We start from the raw sequence: 21,195 nt of genomic DNA, 5'->3' as shown, positions 1-21,195 counted from the left end.
CCAGTTGCGGCGCGCGCCTGATCGGCACGCACGAGGATCTGTTGTACGAGGATGACAGCGGCTTGCCGTTGGACACCCGCGACGCCCCGCCCGTTACCGCCAAGGGCGCGGCCGAAACCAAGGCTCCCGCGGCCACGGCATCACTCAGCAGCGGGCAACTCGCGGGCCTGGCTACCAGTGCGCTCGCCGCCATTCGGCGCCCCGCCGTGCACGTGGTCTTTCGCATTGCCGTGTTCAACGAGGGCACCGGCAACAATATCGAGAACAGCCGGGCTTTCCACGCCAAGTGCGCGCCTGCTGCCGTGGATATGGACAAGCACCCGGACATCCTCGCCAAGATGGCGCGCGATTGCGGTAAGGCCAATGGCATGGAAGGCGCCAGCTTTGAGGGTGGCGAAACCAATGTGAATCGCTTGCGTGATCTCTATCCCGTGACCGAAAAGCTGGAAGAGGGCATCCGTGGTGAGGACGGCCGTCTCACCATCCATCGCCGCGTGTATGTGCCAGGCATAGGTACCGACACTGGCAAGAAGGACAGCGTTCTCGGCAGCGCCTTCGGCTATGCGAGTACTGGCGTCGCGGAACGTGCCATGGCCGGGTTACGCGGAGTGGTCGCAGAAATTAAGGCGTTTGCTAGAGAAAACCCAGGCATCGTCATTGACGCCGTCGAGTTCGATCAGTTCGGCTTCAGTCGTGGCGCGGCCGCTTCGCGTCATCTGGCGTGGTTGATCCATCACGGAGAGGAAAGCCTGCTCAACCGCTCGTTGCGTGATGCGCTGTCTTCGCTCGCCTGGGCAGCGGCTGCCGCCCGTACGGGTCCTGGCCCCATGGGCTATGGCGCGCTATCCACGGCCGGCGACAGCAGCGCCATGAATCAGGCACTCGACAGTCGTAACTTGCCGCTCAAGCCCGGCTGGAGCAAAAAGGATCTGCGCATCCGCTTTATCGGCCTGTTCGATTGCGTGGCCGCCATCGGCATTCCCGACAATGCGGACAACGATCCGGTGCACCTGTATCTGCCACGCGATATCGCCGACAAGGTGGTGCATCTGGCCGCGCGCGACGAATGCCGGCTCAACTTTGCCAGCAACCCGGTGGGCTTCCACACCACCATCTGGCTGCCCGGCGTGCACTCCGATCTAGGCGGCGGCTACGCCATGTGGGGTTGGGAGCATCTGCTGCTGGGCCGGCCCTTTGTGTACACCTGCCCCAAAACCGTGCGCAACCCGCTGGCGCGCCCCAGCGAAAACCCAGCCTGGAAGCAAGCGTTCAAGGACATGATGGACAACGGCTGGCACGACTACGTGCTGTTCGACGCGCCAGCCAAGGGCGGCCAGAGCGACAACCGCCTGCGCATTCAAATGTGGAACACCGAGAACGCGGCCAGCAAGGTCGCCTTGGAAACCACCACGGCGGCAGTGACCCTGCAACGCTGGGTACGTGGCGAATACCAGTTGGTGACACTGCGCATCATGCATGCGCTGGCGGTGGAGGCGGGGGTGCCCTTTAACAGGTCGCCTGACGATGTGCCGCAGTTGGCGTTGCCGGAGGAACTGAAGCCCATCCACGCCAAGCTGCTGGCCTACGCCCGTAACGAGGGGCGCGGTAAGTGCCCGTTGTCGGACGAGGAAGAAGCCCTGCTCAAGCGCCGCTACCTGCATCACTCCTCCCATTGGAATCCGCAAGGCTGGGTGCCGGGCGTGCCGCAAGGCCGCGACGACGTGAGCCGCGATCCGGAACCCAGCATGCCGATTGAACTGGGTTTCCCCATGCGCCCCGCGCCCAAGCGCAAGCGCCTGGTTTTTGATCCGCTGCCGGGGCATTGAACATGAGCCCGATCATTCCACGGTGTGCACTGATGCTATGCCTGTTGCTAGGCGTAACGGCATGCTCCCTGTCGACCGGTAGCGAGGGCCCTGACGACTGCGAGCACTGGAGCATCGGCGTAGTGGCGCCCAAGCATATGGAAGCCTGGGCCGAGGCGGTCTACGTGAAGGATGTGCAGGATCGTTGGGTGCGCATGGCCGCTGGCGTCGTTGGCGAACTGGGCGAAACGGAAGGCTGGGACAGCGGCCGCTGGTTGGCCGACCGCGACAGCAACCCACAGGCGGATGCACCCAAGGAAATCTATATCCGCTGGCAGTCGCTGGTGGAACCGCAAGCGTACTACTGGCACTTCGAAGTGCCCGAGACCATGCGCCAACAGCTGGTGAAACGCGAGCCGGCCGTGTGGCAAGGGCGGGCGGAGCGGGTATGTCGCAGCAATATCGCCGTGGGTGTGGCGCCGGGTGGACGCACCGTGGTGTGGCTGGCCGGTGGTGGGCTGCCACGCGTGGAAATCCAGCGAGGCCAAGCCATCGTGGTGCCCGAGGGGCCAGATCTAGGGCGCTTTGGAGGCCGTTACGTCCGCATGGACGACAAAACCAAGCAATACCTTGAAACCCACCGCATCCCCTACGGCAGCTGGTAAGCGTGCCCTAGCGCAACACTATTCAAATACCGCAAGGACGACCCGATATGAACTTCATCGTGATGGCGATCAAGAGCTTCTGCTTGAAGCTATTGAGGCAAACCAAGAGTGCCACCCCTGTGCTGTGCTTGCTCGCTTTGGCATTCCTGCTGATCGCCATCTGGTGGCTGGGGCCGCAGTGGAAGTGGCGCGAACATCAACCGCTGGGCCCGTTGTCCATGCGTGTGCTCGCCACGCTGGTGTTGCTGCTGGTGCCGTTGTTGCTCTGGGCGATTTCCCTGCAACGGCGCAACCGGGCGATGGAGACGCGGCAGGAACATCAGCAGGAAATGGCTGAGGACCTCAGCCTGCGCCACGTGGAGGCCCAGGAGCGCGCGTTGAACCAAAGTCTGGCCGTGCTTCAGGACAATCTTCCGGGCCGCCAGGGGCTGTACAAGCTGCCGTGGTATCTGGTGCTGGGTACCGAGAACGCGGGCAAGACCAGCTTTATCAATCGCTCCAGCCAGAACTTTTACCTCACCGCCACCGCCAAGGCGCAGAGCAAGCGCGAGGCCGATCCAGACCTGGCCTTTCCCATCGACTGGTGGATGGGCCAGCAAGCCGTGCTGATCGACATGCCCGGCCAGCTCATCAGCCAGACCGAAACGAAGGATGTCGAGGCGCCGGCGCAGTCCGCCGATAGCGGTGATTCCGCCGATATCGCCGAAAGGCTGCCGGCGGCGACCCCATCCAGCGTTCGCAAGGCCGATCGCTCGGCGGATCTGCCCGCGGGTACGCTCCCCAAGCTGTGGGTTCACCTGATCGATTGGCTGGGCCGCAACCGCAGTCGCCGCCCGCTCAATGGCGTGGTGCTGGTGATCGATGTGGTGACGCTGCTCCAGCAGAAGCCGAGCGACCGCAAGGGGCAGACCATCCTGCTGCGATCGCGCCTGGCCGAGTTGGGCGAGCGATTGGGTACGCGCCCACCGATCTACGTGGTGTTGAGCAAGATCGATCAGCTGGATGGCTTCGTTTCGCTGTTCTCCCGCGTGCCGCGCGCGGTGCGCGAGGACATCTTCGGCTTCACCTTTACGCTGGATTCGGTAAAGAACTATGACGCCTGGCAGGAGGAGTTGTCCGCCCGCTATGGCGAGATGGTGTCGCGCCTCAATGAGCAGGTGTTCGATGCACTGAATACGGTTGGCGACCTGGAGCAGCGCCAGAGCCTGTTCTCCTTCGCCCGCGAGCTGGATGGCTTGTTGCCCATCCTGCTCCGGCATCTGTCGGATGTGCTTGGCAGCGACCGCTCCGGCACCCCGGCGTTGCCGCGTGGCGTGTACTTCTCATCGGTGTATCAGCAGGGCGCGTTGAGCAACCCGTTCGTGGATGCCGCCGCCGAGGCGTATAAGCAGGCGAAGCTGGTACAGCCCGTGCAGCCGCCGGGGCGCGGTACGGTCTATTTCGCGCAGCAGATCTTCCAGCGCGTGATCTACCCCGAGGCCGGGCTGGCGGGCGACAACCTCAAGGTGCTGGCGGACAAGCGGCGCTCGTTGATGGTGAACTCGGCGGTCGCCGCCCTGGGCGGCTTGCTGATCGCGGGTGGTTGGTATCACTACTACGCGATGAACCGCGACATGGCGTCCAGCGTGTTGAGCAAAAGCCGCAGCTACAGTGGCCGCAGCATCGATAGCGCCATCGATACGACGGGACGCAATCTGCTGGAGCCCTTGGATCAGATTCGCGACGCCGTCGCCGTGTACGGAGACTATCGCGAGGCATGGCCGGTGGTGGCCAATATGGGCCTGTATCAAGGTCGCAAGATCGGACCCAAGGTGGACGAGGCGTATCTGCAGCTGCTGTCCAAGCGGTTCCTGCCTGCGTTGGCGGGTGGCGTGATGGACGCGATGAACGACGCGCCGGAGAACAGCAATGAGCAGCTGTCGGCACTGCGCGTCTATCGCATGATCGAGGACCGGCAGAATCGTCGCGCGGCCATCGTGAAGGACTGGATGGCCAAGCGATGGCAGCAGGCGTTTCCGGGTAATGGCACCGCGCAGGACGACCTGATGCGTCACCTCGACTACGCCATGAAGTACGCCGACGCCGATCTCCCGCTCTACCGCGATCGGGTGAACGAGGTGCAGCAGCAGCTGCGGCAGATTCCGATGCCGCAACGTGTCTACATGAATATGCAGCAGCAGGCAGGCGAAACCTTGCATGCGCCGCTGGATCTGCGTCATGAAATCGGGCCGGCGTTCGATATCGTCTACCAGGCGCGCGACACCGACGATGCATCGGCGGGCAGTGCGCGCATTGCGTCCTTGCTTACGGCCAAGGGATTCCACGATTACTTCCAAACGCATAGCCAGGATCTGACCGAGCTGGCGATGATCGACGAATGGACGCTAGGCCAGCGCAACCGCATCGATTATTCCGAGGCGGACAAGCAGGCCCTCTCAGGGCGCATCCGCACTATCTACACGGCCGATTACATCGCGAGCTGGCGACAAGCCATCAATCAGCTCGATATCGTGGATTTCGACAATATCGGCAAGGCCGTGGCCGTGCTCGAAAGCGTCACGAGCGCGGCCGCGCCGTTGCGCCGCCTGGTGGAGACGGTGCGCGACAACACGGTGCTGTATCCCCCGGTGTCGGGCGAGGGCAAGGTCAAGGCGCCGGCTACGGCGAACGATGCCGCCAATCAACAGCAGGCGGCGGATATCGCCCGCTCGTTCGCACCCCTGGCCGAGTTGCTCAACGCCAAAGGCGATAAGCCTTCGTATCTCGACGAGACCATGACGGCGATCAGCAATGTCCGCGATGCGGTGAAAAGCGTGCAGGACAGCCCGGATCGCGGCAAGGCTGCCTTGAGCATGGAGCTGGATCGCTTCGCGCTGAAGGGACAGGACCCTATCGGAACCTTGCAGCGCATGGCGGCAGGCCTGCCCGAGCCGCTCAATGCGCAGGTGAAGAAGCTGGCGGATGAGTCCTCGCAGGTGTTGCTGATCGAGGCACTGCGCGAGTTGGAGCGGCGCTGGACCACGGACGTGTACAGCTTCTACAACGAGCGCCTGGCTAACCGTTATCCGTTCAACCCCGCCAGCGCGTCCGATGCCTCGCTGGAGGATTTCGAAGCGTTCTTTGGCCCGCAAGGCCGTCTGCAACAGTTCCGCGAGAAGTACCTGAAGGCGTTTCTGGAGGACAACCTCGATGCGCTGTACTCCGAGCGGCGTGGCGGCTACCTGGTGCGCACGGATGTGCTGACCCAGATCGAAGCAGCCAACCGCATTCGCGATGCCTTCTTCAACAATCGTGGTGCATTGAGCGTGCAGTTCAGCGTTACTCCGCTGGGGCTCACTCCCAATCGCCGCAGCAGCGTGCTCGGTATCCAGGGGCAGTTGATCTCCTACGATCATGGCCCCAGCAACAGCGTGGGTTTGATCTGGCCGAACAGCCTTGGCGACAGTACCGATAGCCGCATTTCGTTGGTCAACAGCGCCGGCAACAGCAGCAGCCTGGTGTTTCGCGGTGCCTGGTCGATGTTCCGCCTGCTCAGTCGCGCGCAGCTTACGGCCACCAATACGGCGAGTGTCGAGCTGAGCTTCACGGCGGACGATGGCGGCGCCATGCGCTACCGCATCACGGCCGAGAAGGCGAACAACCCGTTTACGCAGCGCATCTTCACGGGCTTCGCCTTGCCGCGCACCTTGTTGCGCGACGACGCCGTGCCCACCGCTGCGGATGCCGCCCAGCCGTCGCCGCCCGTTCGCCCGACTGTCGTGCAGAACTGAGGTGCATCGATAGCCTTTCCCGGCCACCACGGCAGCGTGTGGCCGGGGGAGGCTGCTGGGTGCCGCCGACGGGGCGCCTGGGCGTTACGCGCCCATAGAGGGCCGTATGCGGGCAAGCGCGGGGCCTGAAGACCCCGGCAAGGTTCAAGCACGTCACCGGGATTCCCGCGAACGCGGGAATCCCGTGACTTCCATGCCTCTCTCCCATAAAAAAAGCCGGTGCCCAAGGCACCGGCTTTTTTCTTGGCCTGGTTGGATCAGGCTTCCATCGGCTTGCGCCAGTCGTCGGACGACTCGGTGCCGGCGATGCTGTGGGTCCAGGTGATCTTGCGGTAGGCCATGGACACGCGGATCAGCTGGGTGAATTCAGACTTGGTCGAATCCTGCGCGTGCGGCAGCACGGTGTTGATGTCGACGATGGTGGCGTCTTCCAGCTTGGTGGTGAAGAAGTGCTCCTGCTTGCCGTCGACCGAGGTGCGGAACCACTGCACTTCCACCGAGGGAAGCATTTCGCCGGAAGCCAGCGACTGATACATCAGCGGTACCGACTTGTTCAGCGCGCAGGTGAAGGTAAACGGCTTGTGCACGCGCTGGCCCGACGGCTGGCCGCTCTGCGGGTCGGTCGGGGTGGTAACGCGATGTTCGATTTCCTGGACCAGGATCTGGTCTTCATGGCCTTCGACGTACACGTTGCCGACGGAGTCGGCAGTGAAAGCGCCCTTGGTAAGGTTGCCCTGGGTCTTGCCGTTGATGCTGATATAGGCGGGTGTAGGCATCTCGATTTCCTTATGTCGTCACAGGATGGCCGGATGGGCCGATGTGCCATCCGCAGTGGATGACGACGGAGCTATGGCAAACGCCGTGCCAACGCGTGTGCGCCTCGGGAAAGTCGTTTTAAATAAGCGGGTTGCGCGATTCACGCGGGTGCCTGCATGGCGATTCGGCAGCAAAGCACGGGGAAAAGCAGGTGTTTTCGATATGAGACGAGCAAGCGGTTGCTCGATGGTCGCTAAGTCATTGATGTCACGTGGGCGAGACTCGGCAATGCATTGCCCAGGCGAGCAAGCCATTGCTCGGCCGTGGTCGTTGCGGTTATCACGCGCAGGCGTGGCGGTACGCAGCGCCTGCGCGCATCGCGTCCAAGGGTGTTCCCACAACAAACGAGCAGACCTCGGTTTTCACCGAGGTCTGCGCGTAGAAACCATGTGCGGTTAAGCCGTAGCGGAAGGTTCTTGGCTATGGCGTCCCTAACGACGTTGCCAAGGACTTCGCTCGCTGGATAAGCGCGAGTCGTTGCTCTTCGTCACTCATCGCGTTGGCTGGCATGTCACCGGTGGCCAGCGGAAAGCTTGCGCGAGAGAGGAAACGGCCCTTTCGCCACAGGTGGCCTTCACCCATCCAGCGTCCTTGACGCTTGAAGGAGGAGCCCTCGAAGCGATGGGGCACGCGATCGACCATGAAGTTCTCGACGATCCAGACCATGGGCTTTGTGTATCGCGTTCATCGCGCGCTGGTTGGGTGAGGCCGGTGTTCCGTCAACCGCGACGGGTGCCGGGAGGAAGGGGACGGGTAGGCGCTATCCCAGGGTGTCCTGCGTCTCTTGCAAAGCGCTGAGTCGTTTTGTAGTTGGGCTTGGCTTGACTGGGTTCGCGCTTGCTCACACCGCTGTTGTAGACGTCGTGGATGTGGGCGAGAGATAGGTTCTTGGGAGCTTGCGTCATGGAGGTCTCCTAAAGCGTGAGGCGATCGTGGTCGCCGGACATTGCGGCAAAGATCAGGTCAAGCAACGAGACTGGGTACGGTTCTTCAATCAGTGAAGAAGGTGATACCAGAGGGCTTCCATGCCGGAACGTGTCGCACACACCCGGTCATGCCTCACCGTGACCAGACCCTCGTCCACCAGGCGACGCAGCTCTGTAGTGCGAAGGACCGCGCGCAGTGACAGCGGGCAGTCACCGACGACCTTTCGCAACAGCGCCCATTGCCCACACGTCAGTGGATTGGGTCGATTGGTGTACATAAGCCAGGCTAAGACCGCGCCTTCATGCACGCGTTGAGGAACAGGAGAGAAAACACCTCTCCTCTGGCACCATACTCGCTTCTTGGGCGCCATTTGTTATTTTTCTTGCGTCGCGGCCAGTATTTGCTTGCTATATGCGCTTAATGCGCCTAGCGTCGAGATGCTGTTTGACCGGGACTTGCCGTGATGACGATCTCCATCGATGCCTGGGCCGACGGCCCTGATTCGTCAGGGCGGTGGAGGGGCTGCTGGCGTCTGATACGCAATGGCGCGGCTATTCGCGGTCGCTTTGGTGTTACCGCCGATTATTTCACCAGCGAAGCGCTGGCGGTTACCGCGGCCCTGCGATGCGGTACCTCGGACAAGCGAAACGTGCCCGGCGACGATATGTTCCGCTGAGTGGGCTGGCCGTTCGGATGGCTAAACGGCACGCATCGGCCGTGGCTTGGACGGCGTGTTCGTGGTGCGCGCGGCTGGAATCGCCCGCGCTCAGTGCGCCGGGTAGGGCATGCCGTGGCGGGTGCACACGGCATCGACCAGGTCGATGACCCAATCTTGATCTTCTTGCACGACGTGGCTCAGCACGTCGGAGAAAATGCCGTCGGTGTGTTGGAAGAAATCGGAATCTGCGGGGTATTGGTCGTGCATTCGCGCGATGAATGCTTCCAGGCGGCCAATGCTGCTGCGAAGTTCGTTTCTGGACCTGAGCATGGCGTGCCTCTACCGGCGGCGTAGGGCGGCAGGCGGTGCCTGTCGGATGCTACGCAAGTACTATGCGCGCGCCTTCGTTAGGCGGTCGTAATGCTCAGGGACACAGGCGCGGTATCGATACGCGCACGCGCAGCCCTTGTCCACGCGGTGCATCCAGCAGTTCGATGGACGCACGATGCATGCCGGCGGCGCGAGCCACGATGGACAGCCCAAGGCCATAGCCTTCGCCACGGCTTCCCGCTTCGCGGTGGAAGCGGGCGAACACCGCGCGACGCCGCTCCTGCGGAATGCCGGGGCCGTTATCGATCACTTCCAGGGTGGCTTCCAGCGCGCTTTGCGCAATGGCGAGATGGATCTGTCCGCCGGCCGGCACATAGCGCAGGGAGTTCTCCAGCAGGTTGCGCAGCAAGGCGGCCAGGGCAGGCTCGTGCCCACGCACCAGCACGGGTGAAAGCTGTTCGGCCACGTCCAGCGTCACGCCGCGGCCCTGTATCACCGGTGTGAGTTCGGTCACCACATGATCGGCCAGCTGCGCCAGATCCACCGCGGCGGGCTGGCTGGAGGCGGCGCCGGCTTCGATCTTGGCGAGCGACAGCAGTTGCTCGATGCGACGGGATAGCGTGGCGACGCTGTGTTGCGCGCCGTCCAGGCTGTCCTGGATCTCGTCCGGGTCGATGGTGGCCATGGCGCTTTCGAGATTCAGCTGGATGGAGGCCAGTGGCGTGCGCAGTTCGTGGGCCACGTCGGCACTGAAACGGCGTTCGCGCTCCAGCGCATCTTCCTGGCGTTCCAACTGTTCGTTGAGCGCGGCCAGCACGGGGCGCAGTTCCAGTGGCGCGTCGGCGAGATGGATGCGTTCCCGGCTGCCGGGTTCGCGCTCGGAGAGTGCCGAGGTCAAGGTCGCCAGCGGGCGCAAGCCACGGCCCACGGCCCAGCCCACCAGCAGGGCCAGCACCGGCAGGCCGAACAGAAAGGGCAGGCCGTGATCCAGCCACAACGCATGCACGATCTCCTCGCGGCTGTCGTAACGATCGGCCACGCGGATCACGTATTGGCTGGCGGGGTCCACGTAGCTATAGGTGCGCCACACGTGGTGCTGCTTTTTCAGGTCGTGATAGGCGGAGCGGTCGTCCGGCGTGGCGGGCAGCGTCATCAGGTTGGCCGTGCCGAGCAGCAGCTTGCCGTGTCGATCGAATACCTGGAAGCCCACCACGGATTCGTTGGTGGCGACGTCGCCGGCCTGCAGCACTTCGGTTTTCTTGCGAACCGGCACCAGCATGCCTTCGTGGCCGGTGAAGGTATCGATGCCGGCTTGATGAATCAGGGTGGCGATGGTGTGCGCGGCTTCCGCCAGGCGCGCGTCGGAGAGCTGGCTCATTTCCGCGCTGGTACGGCGGAAGCTGAAGAACGCCAGCGGCAGCAGGAACAGCACCAGCAGGGCGATAATCATCCAGCGCAGGCGCCCGCGCAGGCTGGTGGGCTTCATGACGGGTCGCGCGGAATCATGTAGCCGAAGGCGCGCACGTTCTGGATGGTGTCGAAACTGAGCTTGCGCCGCAGCGAATGCACCAACACGTCCAGCGCGCCATCGCCGACGATTTTCTCGGTACCGTACAGCGAGCTTTCCAGCGCATCGCGTCGCACCAGGCGGCCGGCGCGCTCCATCAGGGCTTGCAGCAGGGTGAACTCGCGGCGGGTGAGGTCCACCTTGTTGCCACGGAAGGTGACCTCGAGCGTGGCCAGGTCCAGGCACAGCGCGCCCGCTTCGATGCGGTTGCCGGCCAGGCCTTGCATGCGGCGGGTGAGCGAGCGGATGCGTGCGGCCAGTTCGTCCAGGTGAAACGGCTTGGTCATGTAATCGTCGGCGCCGGCATCCAGGCCATGTACGCGGGCCTGTACCGCGTCGCGCGCGGTAAGGATCAGCACCGGCGTGCGGATATGGTTGTGGCGCGCTTCGGTGAGCACGTCCAGGCCGTCCTTGCCGGGCAAGCCCAGGTCCAGCAGCACCAGGTCGGCGCTGTGTTCCTGCATGGCGGCCACGGCCGAGGCGCCGTCGGTGAGCCAGGTTACGGTATAGGAAAGCCGGTCCAGCGCGCGCTGGATGGCGGCGCCCAGCTGCAAGTCGTCTTCCACCAGGATGATGTGCACCGTGCCCCCTAAACGAAGGCGGCAGGCCCGCTGGCCTGCCGCGTCTCGATCATTGTCTTTCCGTTTTGTTACGGTCCGGGGAAAGTAGCGCCCATCCCTGGGCGTGCTCCATCAAGGGGCGTGCGAGGGGACCGGAGCCAAACCGGCGGCGCGCAGTTCCTCGCGAGCCGCCGCCAAATCGTGCTGGAACGCCGGCGAGGCCAGCATGTCGGTGGCCAATGCCTGGCCGAATTCACGCCCGGCATAGATGTCCTGCAGGGTGTGTACGCCCTTCACCACGCGGCGCCAGCCAATCTCGTGGGCGTGCTGCATCAGCGCATCGGCGTCCTGCGGAAACAGCTGGGCCAGCAGGATCGCGTCCACCGTGGCGCGGCTGGAGTGGCCGCTGGGGTAGCCGAAGCTCTTCTTGGCGGCCTGCTCGGGGTTCATGGCGCAGGCGGAGGCCGGCGGGCAGGGACGCAGACGCTTCCAATGATCCTTGGACTGGTCCACGGCTTCTTTGGTCTCGTGCTCGGCTTCCTTGAACAGGGCGGCCACGTGCGGCAGCTTGTCGGCGCGAAAGCCCTTGCCGATCACCGGCGCAAAGGCGAACGCGTCGAACTTTTCTTCCTGCTCGGCCTGGCTGAAGTCGGCCTGCGAGCGCGCGGCGAAGGCGCGGTCGGTGGCGGCGCGATCGGCCTGGTCCTCGGCGCTGCCCGGCGCGCTGGGCGCGGGCAGGGCGGCCATCACCTGATCGAGCTGGGCCTGGCTGAGGTAGGCCGTGCCGGCCACGGCAGGCGCGGCGCATGCCGAGCCGGCAACGAGCAGCAGGGCGAGGAACGGGTTGTGCGTCATCTTCTTCATGTCATCAAAGTCCCAGCGATACCGATGCGAACCAGCTGCGGCCTGGCAGTACGTAGTACGAACCCGCGTTGCCGCTCACGGAGTTGATGACCAGGTTGTGTGCGTCGAACAGGTTGTCCACCTGCAGGCGCACCTTGTAGCTCTTGATGAACGAGCCGGTGATGTTCTGGCCGTAGCCCACACTCATCGCCGCCTGCCAGTAGCCGCCGGTGCCGACGGTGGAGGTCACCGAGGAGGCGATATCCGGGTTGAAGTTGGAGTTGTAGGCCTTCTGGCCGCCGGAGAACTTGTCGTACAGCGAGGCGAAGAAGCCGTTCTGTTCGTACAGCACGCCGAGCGCCGCGGTGCGGTTGGGCACGTTGGGCAGGTCCAGGTCCGAGCCCTTGAAGTGGGCGTCCTGCAGCGAGCCGTTGGCGAACAGGCTGGTGCCGCTGCCCAGGTAGTAGGTGACTTCGCCTTCGATGCCCTTGAGGTAGGCGCCGCGCGCCAGGTAATACACCGCATCCGTGGTGCCCGGAATATTGGTGGAGAACTGGTAGTTCTTGAAGTTGATGAAGTAGACGTCGGCGTCCGCGTTGAGGCGGTCGGTCTTGTAGACCGTGCCGAACTGGTAGTTCATCGTCTGCTCGGGCTTGGTGTTGTTCTGCGTCGGATCGGGCACGTAGAACTCGTTGAGGTTGGGCGTGAGGTAGCCCTGCGCCGCGGTGGCGTAGATGCTCCAGTCATCGCGCAACAGGTAGTTGGCGGTGAGGTAGCCCAGCGTCTTGTTCCAGCTCTGGTTGTAGTAGAGCGGCGTCTTGCTGGTCTGGTTGATCGGCGCCTCGATGTCGCGGCTTACGTTGAAGTACTTCACGCCCGGGGTGATGCTGAGGCCGTCGGCGGCGTACCACTCGTACTCGGCGTAGAGCTGGCCGGTGTGCAGCTGGTCCTTCATGGTGTACTTGTACGGGCCGCTGTAAACGCCCTTGCTGTTGTAGCTGCCGAAGGTCGAGGTGCCCGGTTTCACGTCGATGGCGCCGCCGTTGCCGTAGTCGATCGCCACGCTGGAGCGGTCGTTGTTGGTGTACTCGTACCAGCCACCGGTGCGGAACTGGCCGTAGTCGTCGGCGTGCACCAGCTGCAGCACGTCGCCCCATGCGCGGTAGTTGTTGATCTTGATGTAGCCGCCCATGTTGGTCTTGGACAGCTTGGTGCCTACGTACGGGCTTTCGTGGCTGGTGTTGTCGTAGGCGTAGGTATAGACCTTGTTGTCCAGCGACCAGGTGTCCGAGAGCTTGCTGTGCACGCCCAGGTATTCCAGGTCGGTCTGCTTGGTCTGGTAGTTGTAGCAGGCGCAGTTGGTGCTGGTCGGGTCTTGGTTGAGGCCGAAGTTGCGGCCGAGCTGCGCGATCTGCTGCAGCGTGAGCGAGCTCAGGTTGGGGTTGTTGAAGCGGATGTAGTTGTAGTTGCTGAGGAAGGTGATCTCGGTGCTGTCGCCGATCGGCTGCACGTACTTGATGTAGCCGGTCTTGCGCGAGCTGTCGCCGTCGGTCTTGGCGGTATCGGTGCTGATGTACTGCGCGCTGGCGATGAACTTGCCGCCGCCCAGGTCATCGAGCTTGCCCGAGTTGACCTCCAGGTGCGTCAGCGAGGTGTCGTAGCTGCCGAAGCTCTGCGTCGGAACGAAGGAGAACGTGTCCAGCGGGTCTTTCGAGCTCAGTGCCACGGTGCCGCCAAAGGTGGCTTCGCCGATGGTGCTGGCGCTGCCCGGGCCGCGATCCACCAGTACCTGGCCGATCATCTTGGCCGGGAAATAGCTGCTGGTGTGATGGCTGAAGTCGTTGGTGTCGCCGAACGGAATGCCGTCGTAGGTAACGTTGTAGGAGTTGTCGTTGAAGCCGCGCAGCGTCATCTGCTTGGACTCGCCCAGACCCGGGCCGGCCGTGCTCACGTTGGTTACGCCCGGCGCGATCGCGGCAATGGTGGCGTAGTCGGCCGTGGGTGCCACGTGGTTGCTGATCCAGTCCAGGCCGATCACCGACTGCGGCTGGGTGACGGTAAGGTCGGCCTGGGTCGGCGCTTGGGTAATGGCGGAGTTGCCGGCCGTACCCTGCACTTCCACTTCCTCCAGCTCCTTGGGCGCCTTGGGCGCGTTGGGGTTGGGTTTGGCCGGGGCGGCATCGGCGGTGGCGGGCGTGGCGTCATTGTCGCCGGCCAGCGCGGGTTGGCTCAGGCACAGGCCCGCCAGCACGGCGAGGGCGATGGCGTGGGAGATCGGACGCAAGGCTAGGGTCGGCGCGCCGAGGCGCCGGCGGGAAACAGTAGACATGGTGGCCTGTGAGAGTGGCTGGATTCAGCGCACTAGCGTGGTTTGGCCATTTGACAGTTCTGTTTCACACCGGTGATGGACACCGGCGGTTTGCTTAGCGTCGTCTTAGGGAAGTCCTAAGGCGCCCCTTTTGAGGTCATTTGACCGGCTCGGCCAGCGGCTTGCCCTTGTCGATGATCCAGGTGGACAGCGCCACGCCGCCGTCGGTTCCCGGTGCCGCCGCCAGGCTGTGCACGGCGCCGCGCGGGTTGAAGAAATGGTCGCCGGCCTTGAGCGCCTGATCCGGCTTGCCGCGCGTCTTGAGGATCAGGTTGCCCTTGAGCACATAGCCCGACTCATCCCCGTCGTGCACATGCCATCCCACCACCGTGCCGGCCGGCAGCTCCGCCGTGCCCAGCACGATCTCGGTTCCCGGCACGCCGCTTTGCTCGTGCTGGTCGAGGATGGTGCGCTTGGGTTGGGCCGCGGGCGCGGCTTCCTGCGCCTGCGCGCCGCTGCCCGTCCATGCGAGGGCGAGCAGCAAGGTCGAGCCGATCAGGTGAGGGAGGCGTATCGACATGGCGCTGTCCTCGTGGCGGGAAACCAGGCTCGAATGATGGCGACGCATGCGTTATCCCCAAGTGTACGCAGCTGCGGCCGCTCGCCGCGATCGCGTACCATGCTGCCCCTTGCCGATCGCTGGAATGCCCATGACAGATACGACCGCGCCCATCCGTGTCGCCCTGGTTGGCTACGGCTTTGCCGGCAAGACCTTTCATGCGCCACTGATCCAGGCGGTGCCTGGCCTCGCGCTGGACTTCGTGGCTTCGCGCGATGCGGCCAAGGTGCACGCGGATCTGCCTGCTGCGGAGGTGATCGCCGACCCGCTGGCCGCCGTTACCGACCCGCGCGTGGAACTGGTGGTGATCGCCTCGCCCAACGACACCCATGCGCCGCTGGCGCAAGCGGCGCTGGACGCGGGCAAGCATGTGGTGGTGGATAAGCCGTTTGCGCTTGATCTTGCGCAGGCGCGCGCCGTGGCCGCGCTGGCGGCGCGCACGGGGCGCGTGGTGTCGGTGTTCCAGAACCGACGCTGGGATAGCGATTTCCTCGGTGTGCAGCAGGCGATGACGCGCGGCCTGCTGGGGCGCGTGACGCACGTCGAATCGCACATCGATCGCTTTCGTCCGCAGGTGCGCGCCCGCTGGCGCGAGCAACCCGGTGCCGGCAGCGGCCTGTGGTACGACCTGGGGCCGCATCTGGTGGATCAGGCCCTATGCCTGTTCGGTGTGCCTGAGCGCGTGCTCGCCAGCCTGGCGACCTTGCGCGACGGCGGCGAGGTTACCGATTGGGCGCACGTGGTACTGGAGTACCCGCAGTGTCGCGTTGTGCTGCATGCCAGCATGCTGGTGGCCGGCGGCAGTCCGCGCTTTACCGTGCATGGCACGCAGGGCAGCCTGGTCAAGCAGCGTGCCGACGTGCAGGAAGCCCAATTGCTCGCCGGCATTCGGCCGGGCGATGCGGCGTGGGGCCAGGACAGCGATGCGCTGGCTTTCTATGGTGCCGATGGCCAGCTCACGCATGTGTCTGCGCCGCGCGGCGATCAAAGCCGTTATTACGCGGCGGTGCGCGATGCGATACGTGCGGGTGGAGACAACCCGGTGACGCCGCTCCAGGCAGTGGGTGTCATGGCGGTCATCGAAGCCGCGCTGGCATCGGCTGCCAGCGGCACGGCTGTCGTGCCGATGCTATCCGCACAGGAGCGGGATGCCTGGCGTATCGGTACCTCAGCCTGAGGAAGTGGCGATTGCGATCGGTTTCACGCGTAACGGCGCCGGAGCGTTGGCTACGCGTAAGAATCATGGCGCTATCTTCGATATTTCCTTCGGTCGTATAGACGTCCATTTGACAGACGTCTTTTTTTGATGAAATCCGTAGCGGCACGCATGTCGGCCCACATGGTTTTGTGATAGCAATCACAATCCCGTGGCGAGGTTATGCGATCTGATACACAAACTTTGCTGAACGCGTGCTCGTTGCAATTCGGGCCGGAGGCTTGCCGCAGACGGACAGTTTGCGTGTAGCCGCCGTCTTCAGGAAGAGCGTCAGGGGGCAGTCCAAATGTTGATTCGTACGGTGAGCGGCCGCATGGCACATGCGGCGGTAGGGTCCGTTCGTCTCTCGCTCATGGGAGCCGGTGGGCCATGCGAATCGGGTAGCTTGCCGGTGCAACCTCGCCGCGTCACCTCGGTGTGTCCCATCCTTGGTCGGCGATGAGGTGAGTCATGACCACGCGCATGCGCAGGTTGACCGCTATCGGCTTGCCGGCGCGCGATGAGTTGCTCGTTCGCTCGCTGTTGCAGGTCGTCAATGCGAAAACCACGGAAGCCTGGGCCTTCCATGAAGGGCTCGAAGCGAACGTAGCCTTGTGCAATCCCGATTCGGCGTTGTCGATGATGGCGATCAAGCGCGCCAGTTCACATGGCCTGGTGTGTGTGTCGGTAGTGCACGAAGGCGGCCGCACCTTGCCCGAAACACTGACGCTGCGCGCCCCGATCCGCAGCGGTGATTTCATCGACATGCTCAATGAGGCCTCGGGACGGCTGCAGTTGGGGGGACGCCCGCGGCGCGCAGTCGCGGTGGAGGCCGAGCCGGGCGAATCGCTGGCGCTCGCGCTGCGCCGCTACGGCACACAGGCCGAATCGTGCCATCTGCGTATGGACGTCGATGGGCGCAGCTGGGTCGCCGCGTTGAAAACGCGCCGCCTGGGCGGCGCGGATGCGCTGGGCGACAACGAACTGTTGACGCTGGGTATGAGCCGGTCTTTCCGGGTCGATGTATTGGACGAAGCGGCCGGCGAGGCGGCACTGGCCACGGCGAGCTGGGTCGGCGGCCTTGAGCGCTTGTGGTGGCTGAGCGGCCAGCACCTGGCAACCCATGGCGGTGCGGCAGTGTCCGACAGTGGCAGCTATCAGCTGCGTCGCTGGCCGGACGCGGGACGTTTGTCCTTGCAGCCGTATCAATTGCGCATGGCGGCCGTGCTCGCGCGGCAGGCGCTGACGCCGGGCGAACTGGCGGCGATGGTCGGGCGGCCCTTGGGCGACGCACAGGCCTTTCTGGGCGGCTGCGCCATGCTGGGCCTGTTGAGCGAAGCGGCGACGCCGAGCGCTTCGATGGATATGGCGCCGCCACCCGTGCCGCGTGCCTCGCGGTACAGCGAGTTGTTTCAATCGTTGCGTGCCGTACTGGGCATCCGGAGTTGAGCCGGATGAGCGAGCGCGAATACAAGTTGATCTTCACCGGCAGCATGGGCGCCGGCAAAACCACGGCGATTGCCGCGGTGAGCGAGATCGCACCGGTGCGTACCGAGGTGCGGAACACCGATCTTGCCGGTCACGCCAAGGCCACTACCACCACCGGCCTGGACTACGGCGAGGTGACCTTGCCGAGCGGGCAGGTGTTGCGCCTGTTCGGCACGCCGGGACAGACGCGCTTTCAGTTCATGTGGGACATCCTGGGCCGGGGTGCGCTGGGTGTGGTGGTGCTGGTGGATAACAGTCGCCCCGATCCGCTGGCCGATCTGCGCGACTACGTGCAGGCCTTCAGCGGAGTGATTGGCGGTTCGCGCGCGGTGGTGGGTGTGGGGCGTTGCGACACGCATCCGTGGCCCACGCTCGATGATTACGACGGTGCCCTGCGCGATATCGGTATCAACGTGCCGGTGATATCGACGGATGTGCGCGAGCGTGAGCAGGTGATCACCTTGCTCGACATTCTCTTTTACCAGATCGAAGCCGCCGGCGATGTCGCTGGCCAGGCCCTGCATGGAGTGTCATCACCATGAATGCGCGGGAACGGAGTCTGAGTCGCAGCGAGGAGGCCATCATCCGCCACCATATGGAGGCTTTGATGGCGCGGGAGCAGGAGATCAGCGGCGTGCTGGTTTCCACCATCGATGGCTTTCGTGTCGCGGCGTGTCTTACCGGCACGCTGTCCGCCGAAAAGCTGTCCGCCATGGCCAGCTCGTTGCTGGCGATCAATGAAGCGGTATGCCAGGAAAGCTCCGTGGGCGAGTGTCGCGATCTGGTGATCGAGGCGTCGCAGGGGCGGATTCTGCTGATGGATATTCCGCACCCCGCGCAGAAACTCATCCTTACCGTGCTGTGCCGGGCCAAGGTCACCATGGGCCAGGTGTTGTGGGCTGCACGCGGTTGTCGCGAATCGTTGGGAAAGATGTTCGTCGCGTCATGACTTTGCGGGAGAAGGGGGCATCGACCCTCCCGTACGACACCTCGATGCTTTCGATCAGGAGAAGCGCAGTGGCTACGTTGAGCGAGTCGGTTAACGAGTTGATGGGTTTTGACGGCGTGTTGGGCGCTGCCCTGGTGGACAGCAACAGCGGCATGACGCTGGCGCAGTCCGGCACGGTGTTCGACCTGGAAGTGGCGGCAGCGGGCAACACCGAAGTGGTGCGCTCGAAAATGAAGACCATGAAGGCGCTCGGCCTGAAGGACGAGATCGAAGACATCCTCATCTCGCTTGGCAAGCAGTACCACATCATCCGACCGGTCGCTAACAAGGCTGGCCTGTTCTTCTACGTGGTGCTGGATCGTGCGCGTTCGAACCTGGCGCTGGCCCGGCGCAAGGTGTTGGATATCGAGGCCGGGCTGACCATGTAAGCCGGTGGGTCGCAGTCGCGTCGTTGCGAGGCGGCGGCGCGATTCGCAGCATGATCGCGCGCAAAAAAAGGCCCCCTTGCGGGGGCCGCCGGGCCGTGTCTAGGGGGTGACTAGGCCCTGGGGCGTCGGCGGGCTCGTGGAAACCAGCCGACAGTTCAATGTTGCCTCGACTTGAGATCCTGTTATGTCAGGAAATGCCTACGATAAAAGTAGGTCTAGTCATTTTCTTTTGTCGGGCGCGCCACTGACTCAGCGATTCACCATCTGCATACCCGCGTCCGTATAGCGCAGGCCGGCGACGGCGTGGGGCGGAAACACGGCGTCGATCGCGGCCAGTTCGCTCTGGCTGAGCGAGACATCCAGCGCGCCGAGATTTTCGTCCAGGCGGTCGCGACGCTTGGTGCCGGGGATGCCGATCACGTCCTGTCCCTGCGCCAGCACCCAGGCCAGGGCGAGTTGGGCCGGGGTGCAGCCCTTGTCGGCGGCCAGCGCCTTGACCTCGTCCACCAGCGCCAGGTTTCGGGCGAAGTTCTCGCCCTGGAAACGCGGACTCTGGCGGCGATAGTCGTCCGCCTCGAAATCATCGGGGCTGCGCAGTGCGCCGGTGAGGAAGCCCCGGCCGAGCGGCGAGTACGCCACCAGGCTGGCGCCCATCGCGCGGCAAGCGTCGAGCATGCCGTTCTCCTGCGGATCGCGTGTCCACAGCGAAAACTCCACCTGCAAGGCGGCAATGGGATGCACCTTGGCGGCGCGCTGCAGGGTGGCGCCGGACGCCTCCGAGAGACCCAGGTAGCGCACCTTGCCGGCCTGCACCAGTTCGGCCATGGCGCCCACGGTTTCCTCGATCGGCACCTGCGGGTCCACGCGGTGCTGGTAATACAGGTCGATGTACTCCACGCCCAAACGCTGAAGGCTGGCATCGCAGGCCGCGCGCACGTACTCCGGGCTGCCGTTCACGCCGCGCCGGGCGGGGTCGTTGGGGTCACGCATGATGCCGAACTTGGTAGCGAGAAAGGCTTGTTCGCGACGGTCGCGGATGGCCCTGCCCACCAGCACTTCGTTGGTATGCGGGCCGTACATGTCGGCGGTGTCGAGCAGGTTGATGCCGCGCTCCAGCGCATGGTGGATGGTGGCGATGGATTCGGCGTCGTCGCGGCCGCCGTAGAAGTCGCTCATGCCCATGCAGCCGAGGCCGAGGGCGGAGACGAGAGGGCCATTCTTGCCGAGCGTTCGCTGCTGCATAGCTAATCCTTGGGGGCGGGGTAGGTACGGGGACGCATTATTCGGCATGACGACGGGGTGATAAATGCTCAATAATCGCCATATCTGTTGTCGAAAAGGTCAACAATCCGATGGATCGTCTGCAAGCCATGCGGGTGTTCATCCGCATCGTCGAACTGGGCAGCTTTACGCGTGCCGCCGACGACCTGAACCTGCCGCGCGCCACGCTGACGCACACCATCAAGCGGCTGGAGGAGCGCCTGGGCGCACACCTGCTGCAGCGAACCACCCGCCGCGTGCGGGCGACCCGCGATGGCGAGGTGTACTACAACCATTGCGTGCGCCTGTTGGGCGACCTCGATGCGGTGGAGGCTGACTTTCGCGAGGCCGCGGTAGAGCCGCGCGGGCGTCTGCGGGTGGATCTCGCCTCGTCACTGGCGCGCAGCACGCTGATCCCCGCGTTGCCGGAATTTTTTGCGCGCTATCCGCAGATCGAGCTGGACCTGGGTACCAGCGATCGCTTTATCGATCTGGTGCAGGAAGGTGTGGACTGTGTGCTGCGCACGGGTGAGCTGCAGGACTCCACCCTGGTGGGGCGGCGTATCGCCACGCTGTCGCAGGTTACCGTGGCCAGCGCCGGCTACGTGCGCCGCCATGGCACACCGCAGACCTTGGCGGACCTGCAGCGCGGTCACGTGGCGGTGAATTGGGCCTCGCCGACGACGCGGCGCACCTCGCCGCTGGAGTTCATGGTGGGCCGCAAGCTGCGCGAGCTGCCGCTGCCGGCGTTCATCACGGTGAGCGGCACGGAGGCCTATCTCGCCAGTTGCGAGGCCGGCCTGGGCATCGCGCAGTTTCCGCGCTATCGCATCGTGGATGCGCTGGCGCGCGGCGAACTGGTGGAATTGTTGCCAGCCATGCCGCCGCCATCGATGCCGGTGAGCGTGCTCTACTCCTCGCAGCGGCATTTGCCGCTGCGCCTGCGCGTGTTCATCGAATGGGTGGCGGCGCTGCTGCACGACCTGCCTTGAGACAGGCCGTGCAGT

General features: G+C 64.2%; 19 protein-coding genes. 10 read left to right on the top strand and 9 right to left on the bottom strand.

Features of this window, described 5'->3' with window-relative positions:
• From JHD67_RS12865 to tssM, 3 genes are all read left to right on the top strand, one after another.
• Positions 1-1,826, top strand: a 1,826-nt coding sequence (locus JHD67_RS12865) for a DUF2235 domain-containing protein (RefSeq protein ID WP_199099584.1), incomplete at its 5' end; no start/stop codon positions are given.
• A 2-nt stretch (positions 1,827-1,828) separates the two neighbouring features.
• Positions 1,829-2,470 (top strand): DUF2931 family protein, encoded by a 642-nt coding sequence (locus JHD67_RS12860; protein WP_199099583.1) that lies wholly within the window; start codon positions 1,829-1,831, stop codon positions 2,468-2,470.
• 47 nt (positions 2,471-2,517) lie between these two features.
• Positions 2,518-6,240: a type VI secretion system membrane subunit TssM gene (tssM, locus tag JHD67_RS12855; protein WP_199099582.1), complete on the top strand. Its 3,723-nt coding sequence runs from the start codon at positions 2,518-2,520 to the stop codon at positions 6,238-6,240.
• Between the two features lie 257 nt (positions 6,241-6,497).
• On the opposite strand, the gene JHD67_RS12850 is transcribed toward tssM, so the two are convergent.
• Together JHD67_RS12850 and JHD67_RS12845 are read right to left on the bottom strand one after the other, a co-directional pair.
• Positions 6,498-7,016 carry an Hcp family type VI secretion system effector gene (locus JHD67_RS12850; RefSeq protein WP_199099581.1) on the bottom strand — a complete coding sequence of 173 codons (519 nt, stop codon included), beginning with the start codon at positions 7,014-7,016 and terminating at the stop codon, positions 6,498-6,500.
• A gap of 460 nt (positions 7,017-7,476) precedes the next feature.
• Positions 7,477-7,722: a hypothetical protein gene (locus JHD67_RS12845; RefSeq protein ID WP_199099580.1), complete on the bottom strand. Its 246-nt coding sequence runs from the start codon at positions 7,720-7,722 to the stop codon at positions 7,477-7,479.
• A 724-nt stretch (positions 7,723-8,446) separates the two neighbouring features.
• On the opposite strand from JHD67_RS12845, the gene JHD67_RS12840 reads away from it, so the two are divergent.
• The gene (locus JHD67_RS12840; RefSeq protein ID WP_199099579.1) at positions 8,447-8,659 is read left to right on the top strand and encodes a hypothetical protein; all 213 of its coding nucleotides are present in this window, start codon (positions 8,447-8,449) and stop codon (positions 8,657-8,659) included.
• 90 nt (positions 8,660-8,749) lie between these two features.
• On the opposite strand, the gene JHD67_RS12835 is transcribed toward JHD67_RS12840, so the two are convergent.
• The 6 genes from JHD67_RS12835 to JHD67_RS12810 all read right to left on the bottom strand — a co-directional run bounded on the left by JHD67_RS12835 (position 8,750) and on the right by JHD67_RS12810 (position 14,877).
• Complete coding sequence (locus JHD67_RS12835; RefSeq protein WP_199099578.1) at positions 8,750-8,971, bottom strand: hypothetical protein; 222 nt, start codon at positions 8,969-8,971, stop codon at positions 8,750-8,752.
• Positions 8,972-9,065: 94 nt separating this feature from the next.
• Positions 9,066-10,457: an ATP-binding protein gene (locus tag JHD67_RS12830; protein WP_199099577.1), complete on the bottom strand. Its 1,392-nt coding sequence runs from the start codon at positions 10,455-10,457 to the stop codon at positions 9,066-9,068.
• Positions 10,454-11,119, bottom strand: a complete 666-nt coding sequence (locus JHD67_RS12825; RefSeq protein ID WP_199099576.1) for a response regulator — start codon at positions 11,117-11,119, stop codon at positions 10,454-10,456. Before JHD67_RS12825 ends, JHD67_RS12830 begins: the two co-directional genes overlap by 4 nt.
• Before the next feature lie 111 nt (positions 11,120-11,230).
• Positions 11,231-11,962, bottom strand: a complete 732-nt coding sequence (locus JHD67_RS12820) for a phosphatase PAP2 family protein (protein WP_199099575.1) — start codon at positions 11,960-11,962, stop codon at positions 11,231-11,233.
• Positions 11,963-11,966: 4 nt separating this feature from the next.
• On the bottom strand, positions 11,967-14,270 hold the full coding sequence (locus tag JHD67_RS12815) for a TonB-dependent receptor (protein WP_199099574.1): 2,304 nt from the start codon (positions 14,268-14,270) through the stop codon (positions 11,967-11,969).
• 136 nt (positions 14,271-14,406) lie between these two features.
• Positions 14,407-14,877: a cupin domain-containing protein gene (locus JHD67_RS12810; protein WP_199099573.1), complete on the bottom strand. Its 471-nt coding sequence runs from the start codon at positions 14,875-14,877 to the stop codon at positions 14,407-14,409.
• Positions 14,878-14,959: 82 nt separating this feature from the next.
• Between JHD67_RS12810 and JHD67_RS12805 the strand changes: the two genes are divergently transcribed.
• From JHD67_RS12805 to JHD67_RS12785, 5 genes are all read left to right on the top strand, one after another.
• Positions 14,960-16,045 carry an oxidoreductase gene (locus tag JHD67_RS12805; protein WP_199099572.1) on the top strand — a complete coding sequence of 362 codons (1,086 nt, stop codon included), beginning with the start codon at positions 14,960-14,962 and terminating at the stop codon, positions 16,043-16,045.
• A 489-nt stretch (positions 16,046-16,534) separates the two neighbouring features.
• Entirely contained in the window at positions 16,535-17,512 is a 978-nt protein-coding gene (locus JHD67_RS12800) for a hypothetical protein (RefSeq protein ID WP_199099571.1), read from the top strand.
• A gap of 5 nt (positions 17,513-17,517) precedes the next feature.
• Positions 17,518-18,093 (top strand): ATP/GTP-binding protein, encoded by a 576-nt coding sequence (locus JHD67_RS12795; RefSeq protein ID WP_199099570.1) that lies wholly within the window; start codon positions 17,518-17,520, stop codon positions 18,091-18,093.
• Positions 18,090-18,500: a roadblock/LC7 domain-containing protein gene (locus JHD67_RS12790; protein WP_199099569.1), complete on the top strand. Its 411-nt coding sequence runs from the start codon at positions 18,090-18,092 to the stop codon at positions 18,498-18,500. The genes JHD67_RS12795 and JHD67_RS12790 overlap by 4 nt, the downstream gene beginning before the upstream one ends.
• A gap of 101 nt (positions 18,501-18,601) precedes the next feature.
• The gene (locus JHD67_RS12785; RefSeq protein ID WP_233171870.1) at positions 18,602-18,928 is read left to right on the top strand and encodes a hypothetical protein; all 327 of its coding nucleotides are present in this window, start codon (positions 18,602-18,604) and stop codon (positions 18,926-18,928) included.
• A gap of 249 nt (positions 18,929-19,177) precedes the next feature.
• Here the strand turns inward: JHD67_RS12785 and JHD67_RS12780 are convergent, their stop codons facing one another.
• Complete coding sequence (locus tag JHD67_RS12780) at positions 19,178-20,170, bottom strand: aldo/keto reductase (protein ID WP_199099567.1); 993 nt, start codon at positions 20,168-20,170, stop codon at positions 19,178-19,180.
• 110 nt (positions 20,171-20,280) lie between these two features.
• Between JHD67_RS12780 and JHD67_RS12775 the strand changes: the two genes are divergently transcribed.
• Positions 20,281-21,180, top strand: a complete 900-nt coding sequence (locus JHD67_RS12775; RefSeq protein ID WP_199099566.1) for a LysR family transcriptional regulator — start codon at positions 20,281-20,283, stop codon at positions 21,178-21,180.
• Positions 21,181-21,195 lie beyond the last annotated feature (15 nt).

It is taken from the genome of Dyella sp. ASV21 (assembly GCF_016428975.1).
In the GTDB taxonomy this organism is placed as follows: domain Bacteria; phylum Pseudomonadota; class Gammaproteobacteria; order Xanthomonadales; family Rhodanobacteraceae; genus Dyella.
The sequence above is the reverse complement of the archived record's forward strand: the minus strand, read 5'-3'. Positions and strand labels throughout refer to the sequence as shown.

Bases quoted from the DNA above. Each gene is read 5' to 3' on its own strand.
- JHD67_RS12860 (WP_199099583.1), top strand. From the start codon at position 1,829: ATGAGCCCGATCATTCCACGGTGTGCACTGATGCTATGCCTGTTGCTA.
- tssM (WP_199099582.1), top strand. From the start codon at position 2,518: ATGAACTTCATCGTGATGGCGATCAAGAGCTTCTGCTTGAAGCTATTG.
- JHD67_RS12850 (WP_199099581.1), bottom strand. From the start codon at position 7,016: ATGCCTACACCCGCCTATATCAGCATCAACGGCAAGACCCAGGGCAAC.
- JHD67_RS12845 (WP_199099580.1), bottom strand. From the start codon at position 7,722: ATGGTCTGGATCGTCGAGAACTTCATGGTCGATCGCGTGCCCCATCGC.
- JHD67_RS12840 (WP_199099579.1), top strand. From the start codon at position 8,447: ATGACGATCTCCATCGATGCCTGGGCCGACGGCCCTGATTCGTCAGGG.
- JHD67_RS12835 (WP_199099578.1), bottom strand. From the start codon at position 8,971: ATGCTCAGGTCCAGAAACGAACTTCGCAGCAGCATTGGCCGCCTGGAA.
- JHD67_RS12830 (WP_199099577.1), bottom strand. From the start codon at position 10,457: ATGAAGCCCACCAGCCTGCGCGGGCGCCTGCGCTGGATGATTATCGCC.
- JHD67_RS12820 (WP_199099575.1), bottom strand. From the start codon at position 11,962: ATGAAGAAGATGACGCACAACCCGTTCCTCGCCCTGCTGCTCGTTGCC.
- JHD67_RS12815 (WP_199099574.1), bottom strand. From the start codon at position 14,270: ATGTCTACTGTTTCCCGCCGGCGCCTCGGCGCGCCGACCCTAGCCTTG.
- JHD67_RS12810 (WP_199099573.1), bottom strand. From the start codon at position 14,877: ATGCGTCGCCATCATTCGAGCCTGGTTTCCCGCCACGAGGACAGCGCC.
- JHD67_RS12805 (WP_199099572.1), top strand. From the start codon at position 14,960: ATGACAGATACGACCGCGCCCATCCGTGTCGCCCTGGTTGGCTACGGC.
- JHD67_RS12800 (WP_199099571.1), top strand. From the start codon at position 16,535: ATGACCACGCGCATGCGCAGGTTGACCGCTATCGGCTTGCCGGCGCGC.
- JHD67_RS12795 (WP_199099570.1), top strand. From the start codon at position 17,518: ATGAGCGAGCGCGAATACAAGTTGATCTTCACCGGCAGCATGGGCGCC.
- JHD67_RS12790 (WP_199099569.1), top strand. From the start codon at position 18,090: ATGAATGCGCGGGAACGGAGTCTGAGTCGCAGCGAGGAGGCCATCATC.
- JHD67_RS12785 (WP_233171870.1), top strand. From the start codon at position 18,602: ATGGGTTTTGACGGCGTGTTGGGCGCTGCCCTGGTGGACAGCAACAGC.
- JHD67_RS12780 (WP_199099567.1), bottom strand. From the start codon at position 20,170: ATGCAGCAGCGAACGCTCGGCAAGAATGGCCCTCTCGTCTCCGCCCTC.
- JHD67_RS12775 (WP_199099566.1), top strand. From the start codon at position 20,281: ATGGATCGTCTGCAAGCCATGCGGGTGTTCATCCGCATCGTCGAACTG.